General features: G+C 63.8%; 3 protein-coding genes and 1 pseudogene. 2 read left to right on the top strand and 2 right to left on the bottom strand.

The features are described from left to right. Positions 1-216: pseudogene (locus YU3_RS0112260) on the bottom strand (aldehyde-activating protein); the annotation flags it as partial. A 69-nt stretch (positions 217-285) separates the two neighbouring features. Further along, on the bottom strand, positions 286-1,413 hold the full coding sequence (locus tag YU3_RS0112255; RefSeq protein WP_027166525.1) for an S-(hydroxymethyl)glutathione dehydrogenase/class III alcohol dehydrogenase: 1,128 nt from the start codon (positions 1,411-1,413) through the stop codon (positions 286-288). 240 nt (positions 1,414-1,653) lie between these two features. On the opposite strand from YU3_RS0112255, the gene YU3_RS0112250 reads away from it, so the two are divergent. Continuing rightward, complete coding sequence (locus YU3_RS0112250; protein WP_027166524.1) at positions 1,654-3,666, top strand: acetyl/propionyl/methylcrotonyl-CoA carboxylase subunit alpha; 2,013 nt, start codon at positions 1,654-1,656, stop codon at positions 3,664-3,666. Between the two features lie 121 nt (positions 3,667-3,787). Continuing rightward, positions 3,788-7,315, top strand: a complete 3,528-nt coding sequence (gene dnaE, locus YU3_RS0112245; protein WP_027166523.1) for a DNA polymerase III subunit alpha — start codon at positions 3,788-3,790, stop codon at positions 7,313-7,315. Position 7,316: the final 1 nt, after the last annotated feature.

Here is a 7,316-nt window from a genome sequence, read left to right as displayed (position 1 = left end):
GACATCGCTTGTGCCGGCGACCGCAACCACCGAGAATATCGCGCCGTCCGGCTTCCAGCATTTGGTGCAGCCGCAGGCATGATTGTGGGCGATCTGCCCCTTGACCTTCACCTTCACCGGGTTGCTGGTGCAGGCGCAGACCAGCGTGCCGCCGGCAAAGGAAGCGCTTTCCCTGGGCAGCCCGTTNTCGATCTTCGGATGCAGNTTCTCAGGCATTCTTTTCTCCTCCCAGTTGTAAACCACAAAAGTCGCCGGCCGGTTGGCCGGCGGCATGTGGTTCTTGCTTCAGTAAACCACGACACTNCNGATCGACTTGCCCTCATGCATGAGGTCNAAGCCCTTGTTGATGTCNTCNAGCTTCAGCGTNTGGGTGATCATCGGGTCGATCTGGATCTTTTTGTCCATGTACCAGTCGACGATCTTCGGCACGTCGGTGCGGCCGCGCGCGCCGCCGAAGGCGGTGCCCATCCAGGTGCGGCCGGTGACCAGCTGGAACGGCCGGGTCGATATCTCCTGGCCGGCGCCGGCGACGCCGATGACGACCGACTTGCCCCAGCCGCGATGCGAGGCTTCCAGCGCCTGGCGCATCACCTTGGTGTTGCCGGTGCAGTCGAAGGTGTAGTCGGCGCCGCCGATCTGGTCGGCGCCACGCTTGGTCATGTTGACCAGGTAAGGCACGATATCGCCGTCGATCTCCTTCGGATTGACGAAATGCGTCATGCCGAAGCGCTCGCCCCATTCCTTCTTGTCGTTGTTCAAATCGACGCCGATGATCATGTCGGCGCCGGCCAGGCGAAGCCCCTGGATGACGTTGAGGCCAATGCCGCCGAGGCCGAAGACCACCGCGGTCGCGCCTTGCTCTACCTTGGCCGTGTTGATGACGGCGCCGATGCCGGTGGTCACCCCGCAGCCGATGTAGCAGATCTTGTCGAAGGGAGCGTCGGGATTGACCTTGGCCACCGCGATCTCCGGCAGCACGGTGAAGTTGGAGAAGGTCGAGCAGCCCATATAGTGGAACAGTTTTTCGCCATTGACCGAGAAGCGCGAGGTGCCGTCCGGCATCAGCCCTTGCCCCTGCGTGGCGCGGATGGCGGTGCACANNTTGGTNTTNCNNGACAGNCANGACGGGCACTGGCGGCATTCGGGCGTATAGAGCGGGATGACATGGTCGCCCTTCCTGACGCTAGTGACGCCCTTGCCGACATCGACGACGATGCCGGCGCCCTCATGGCCGAGGATCGCCGGAAAGATGCCTTCCGGATCGGCGCCCGACAGCGTGAACTCGTCGGTGTGGCAAATGCCGGTCGCCTTGACCTCGACCAGCACCTCGCCGTCGCGCGGGCCGTCGAGGTCGACCTCCATGATCTCCAGCGGCTTTCCAGCACCGACGGCGACTGCGGCACGCGTTTTCATTGAGGTATCCTCCCAAGGCAATCTGTAAGTTTTAGCTAACGGCAAGCTGCCAGCCAGCCATTCGTTCGGCATTATGGGTAACCTTAGCGAGTTCCACGCTGGCGGCCAACGTCTCTTGCGACGTTTTTCGGCGCGGTTTCCGCAATAGGTACCAGCCTGCGGGAGCCAAGCCGCGGGCACTTGAGGCGCGCCGGAATTGTCCATAGAACTGGACCGCTTCGCCGGAGGAACGACACCCAAATGTTCAAGAAGATCCTGATCGCCAATCGCGGCGAGATTGCCTGCCGCGTGATCAAGACGGCGCGCAAGATGGGGGTCGCCACGGTCGCGGTCTATTCGGATGCCGATCGCGACGCGGTGCATGTCGAAATGGCCGACGAAGCGGTGCATATCGGGCCTTCGCCCGCCGCGCAGAGCTATCTGGTTGCGGAGAGGATCATCGCCGCCTGCAAGGAGACCGGCGCCGAAGCCGTGCATCCGGGCTACGGCTTCCTGTCGGAGCGTGCCTCTTTCTGCGAGGCGCTGGAGGAGGAAGGCATCGTCTTCATCGGCCCGAAGCCCAAGGCCATCAAGGCGATGGGCGACAAGATCGAATCGAAGAAGTTCGCCAACGCCGCAAAAGTCTCGACGGTTCCCGGCTGGCTCGGCGTGATCGAGAATGCCGACCATGCCGAAAGTATCGCCGGTGAGATCGGCTATCCGGTGATGATCAAGGCCTCGGCCGGCGGCGGCGGCAAGGGGATGCGCATTGCCTGGAGCAAGGCGGAGGTGCGCGACGGTTTCGACCGGGCGCGCTCGGAAGCGAAAAGCTCTTTCGGCGACGACCGCGTCTTCATCGAGAAGTTCGTGGTCGATCCGCGCCATATCGAGATCCAGGTGCTGGCCGACGCGCACGGCACCGCGCTCCATCTCGGCGAGCGCGAATGCTCGATCCAGCGCCGCAACCAGAAGGTGGTCGAGGAGGCGCCGTCACCATTCCTCGACGCCAAGACCAGAAAGGCGATGGGCGAACAGGCGGTGGCCTTGGCGAAGGCTGTCGATTACCAGAGCGCAGGCACGGTCGAGTTCATCGTCGACAAGGACAAGAACTTCTATTTCCTTGAAATGAATACGCGATTGCAGGTCGAGCATCCGGTCACCGAGCTCGTCACCGGCATCGACCTTGTCGAGCAGATGATCCGCGTCGCCGCCGGCGAAAGGCTCGGCATCAAGCAGAGCGACGTGAAGCTGAACGGCTGGGCGGTGGAAAGCCGCCTCTATGCCGAGGATCCGTACCGCAACTTCCTGCCCTCGATCGGCCGGCTGAAGCGCTACCGGCCGCCGGAGGAAGGCACGTTCGGCGACATCGTGGTCCGCAACGACACCGGCGTCACCGAAGGATCCGAAATCTCGATGTTCTACGACCCGATGGTGGCAAAGCTCTGCACCTGGGCGCCGACAAGGCTGGAGGCGATCGACGCGATGTCGGAGGCGCTGGACAGCTTTGTCGTCGACGGCATCGAGCACAACATCCCGTTCCTGGCGGCGCTGATGCAGCACCCGCGCTGGCGCGAGGGGCGGCTGTCGACCGGTTTTATCGCCGAGGAATATCCGGACGGCTTCGCGCCGGTCGAGCCGGATGGCGAGGAGAAGGCGGTGTTTGCCGCTGTCGCAACCGCGATCGAATTGCTGCGTCGCGACCGCCTTGACCGCCTCAGCGGCAGGCTGGCGCCGCATTCCGGACATCTCAAGCGCGACTGGGTGGTGAAGATCGGCACGGATTACCTTTCGGCCGAGATCGTCGACGGCATGATTTCCATCCCGATGGAGATCGACCTCTCGATCGGCGGCGGCAAGCCGTTGACCGTCGCCTGCGACTGGCGACCGGGCGATGCGATCTGGCAGGGCACAGTCGGTGCCAACAGGGTCGCAGCGCAGATCCGTCCGATGCTGAACGGTTTGCGCATCGCCTGGAAAGGCATGTCGGTGAGCGCGCGCGCCATGCTGCCGAGCACCGCGGAGCTCGAAAGGCTGATGCCGGAGAAGCTGGCGCCGGACACCTCGAAAATGCTGCTCTGCCCGATGCCTGGCCTCGTCGTCTCGATCGCCGTCGCGGAAGGACAGGAGGTCAAGGCGGGCGAAACGCTGGCCGTGGTCGAGGCGATGAAGATGGAAAACGTGCTGCGCGCCGAAAGAGACCTGACGATAGCCAAGCTCAACGCCAAGCCCGGCGACAGCCTGGCGGTCGATGCGGTGATCATGGAATTCGCCTGAGAAGAGGCGCTACCGGGCCGCAAGCCTGTGCCCTGTGGGGTCATTTGTACTGGACTGGTACGGCCCTGTCCGGGACAATACATGTGCATAAATTTGAGTCTTTGGGACAGCGCGAAAAATCATGGCGGATGAACGACTTCCACGCGACCCGTTGCAGCGCGAAGCAGCCGTAAAGGCCGCGCGGCCCGAAACGCCGGCGCGCACCTTTATCCATCTGCGCGTGCATTCGGCCTATTCGCTGCTCGAGGGCGCCTTGCAGCTCGGCGCGATCGTCGGCCATGCGGTCAAGGATGAAGCGCCGGCGATCGCGGTCACCGACACCAACAACTTGTTCGGCGCGCTCGAATTTGCCCAGAAAGCGGTCAAGGACGGCATCCAGCCGATCATTGGCTGCCAGGTCGATCTGGCCTTTACCGGTGAAGCGAGCGACGGCCAGCGCGACCGCCGCCGCCATGGGCCGGAGATATCGCCGGTCGTGCTGATCGCCGCCAGCGAGGACGGCTACAGCAATCTCGTGCGGCTGATCAGCAAGGTCTATCTGGAGACGCCGCCCGGCGAGCCGGTGCATCTGACCAGCGCCGCGCTGGAGAGGCAGTGCGACGGACTGATCTGCCTGACCGGTGGGCCGCGCGGCCCGATCGGAACTGCACTGAAAGCCGACCGGCGCGACCTCGCCGAACAGCGGCTGCTGTTCCTCAAAGGCCTCTTCGGCGACAGGCTCTATGTCGAACTGGAACGGGTCGCCGGCTATGACCGCATGGTCGAAAAATCGTCGATCGACCTGGCCTATACGCATGAACTGCCGCTGGTCGCTACCAATGAGGCTTTCTTCTCCAAGCGCGATGATTACGAGGCGCATGACGCGTTGATCGCCATCGCCGAGGGCTCGGTGGTTGCGGCCGACAACCGCCGTCGGCTCGCCGCGGACAATTTCCTGCGCAGCCAGGCCGAGATGGCTCGGCTGTTTTCCGATCTTCCGGAAGCGATCGACAACACGGTCGAGATCGCGATGCGCTGTTCCTACTATCCGAAGAACCGCAGCCCGATCCTGCCGCGCTTCACCGGCGCTGACGCCACCGACAAGGACGCGGCCGAAAAAGCGGAGGCGGCCGAGCTTGCCCGCCAGGCACGCGAGGGGCTGGAAGCCCGGCTTGCCGCGCATGGCCCGACGCCGGGCTACACGGTCGAGCAATATCGCGAGCGGCTCGAATTCGAGCTCGGCATCATCGAGAAGATGAAGTTCCCGGGCTACTTCCTGATCGTTGCCGACTTCATCAAATGGGCGAAGGCGCAAGGCATTCCGGTGGGCCCGGGGCGCGGTTCGGGCGCCGGTTCGCTGGTCGCCTATTCGACCACCATCACCGACATCGACCCGCTGCGCTTCTCGCTGCTGTTCGAGCGCTTCCTCAATCCGGACCGCGTCTCGATGCCGGACTTCGACATCGACTTCTGCCAGGACCGGCGCGAGGAGGTGATCCGCTACGTCCAGCAGAAATACGGCCGCGACCAGGTCGGCCAGATCATCACCTTCGGTACGCTACAGGCGCGCGCGGTGCTGCGCGACGTCGGCCGCGTGCTGCAGATGCCTTATGGCCAGGTCGACAAGCTGTCCAAGATGGTGCCGCAGAACCCGGCCAATCCGGTCAAGCTGGCGGACGCCATCGCCAATGAGCCGCGCTTTGCCGAGGAGGCCGAGAAGGAGCCGATCGTCCAGACGCTGCTCGACATGGCGCAGAAGCTGGAGGGGCTTTACCGCCATGCGTCCACGCACGCCGCCGGCATCGTCATCGGCGACCGGCCGCTGTCGGAACTCGTGCCGATGTACCGCGATCCGCGCTCGGACATGCCGGTCACCCAGTTCAACATGAAATATGTCGAGCAGGCGGGGCTGGTGAAATTCGACTTCCTCGGCCTGAAGACGCTGACGGTGTTGGAAACGGCGGTGAAGCTCATCCGCCGGCGCGGCGTCGATATCGACCTGGCGACAATACCGCTCGACGATCCCGACACCTATGCGATGCTGTCGCGCGGCGAGGTCGTCGGCGTGTTCCAGGTTGAAAGTGCCGGCATGCGCAAGGCGCTGATCGGCATGCGGCCGGACTGCATCGAGGACATCATCGCGCTGGTGGCGCTTTATCGCCCCGGCCCGATGGAGAACATCCCGACCTACAACGCCAGAAAACATGGCGAAGAGGAGATGGCCTCGATCCATCCCAAGATCGACCATCTGGTGAAGGAGACCCAAGGCGTCATCGTCTACCAGGAACAGGTGATGCAGATCGCGCAGGAGCTGTCAGGATATTCGCTCGGCGAAGCCGACCTTCTGCGCCGTGCCATGGGCAAGAAGATCCGCGCCGAGATGGACAAGCAGCGCGAGCGTTTCGTGACGGGCGCGGTAGAGCGCGGCGTCAGCAAGCCGCAGGCCGACTTCATTTTCGACCTTCTGGCCAAGTTCGCCGACTACGGCTTCAACAAGTCGCACGCGGCTGCCTACGCGGTCGTCTCCTACCAGACCGCCTATCTCAAGGCGCATTACCCGGTCGAGTTCCTGGCGGCATCGATGACGCTCGACATGAGCAACACCGACAAGCTGGCCGATTTCCGCCAGGACGCCCTGCGGCTCGGCATCGAGGTTGTGGCGCCGTCGGTGATGTCGAGTTTCCGCCCGTTCGAGGTCGGCGAGAACAAGATCTTCTATTCGCTGGCGGCGCTGAAAGGCGTCGGCGACGCGGCGGTCGAGCACATCGTCGAGAAGCGTGGCGAGAAGCCGTTCAAGAACCTTGCCGATTTCTGCGAGCGGGTCGATCCGAAGATCGTCGGCAAGCGCGTCTTTGAAAGCCTGATCATGGCCGGCGCGCTCGATTGCTTCGGGCATGACCGCGCCCAGATGATGGCCGGTGTCGAGCGGATGATGGGCTTGGCATCGCTGGCGCAGCAGAACGCCATTTCCGGCCAGGCCGACATTTTCGGAGCGTCGCTCGGCGCCCAGTCGCAGGCGCTCAACCTGCCGTCGACCGATCCATGGCTTGCCGCCGACCGATTGCATCGCGAGTTCCAGGTGGTCGGCTTCTACCTCTCGGCGCATCCGCTGGATGAGTACAAGGCAGCACTTCAGAAGATGCGGGTGCAGAACTGGGGTGAATTTTCGGCCGCGGTCAAACGGGGTGCCGCCGCGGGGCGTCTTGCCGGCACCGTCACCACCAAGCAGGAGCGCAAGACCCGCACCGGCAACAAGATGGGCGTGGTGCAGTTTTCCGACACGACGGGCCAGTACGAGGCGGTGCTGTTCTCCGAAGGGCTGGCCCAGTATCGCGACATGCTGGAGCCGGGCCGCTCGGTGGTGATCACCGTTTCGGCCGAGGACCGGCCGGAAGGCATCAATCTGCGCATCCAGACGGTGCAGTCGCTGGAAGATGAGGCGAGCCGCATCCAGAAGGCGCTGCGGATTTTCGTGCGCGACGCAGCGCCGATCAACACGCTTGCCGGCCAGCTCGCCGTGAAGGGCGAAGGGCAGGTGAGCTTTGTGCTGATCAAGGAAGCCGGCCAGGGCGAGGTCGAGATCGAGCTGCCCAACCGCTACCGCATCTCGCCGCAGGTCGCGTCGGCGATGCGCGCGGTGCCGGGCGTGGTCGAAGTGGAGCTGGTGTAGG

Source organism: Mesorhizobium sp. WSM3224 (assembly GCF_000427725.1).
GTDB lineage: Bacteria > Pseudomonadota > Alphaproteobacteria > Rhizobiales > Rhizobiaceae > Mesorhizobium.
Note: the sequence above shows the minus strand (reverse complement) of the source record. Positions and strands in the feature narration are given on the sequence as shown.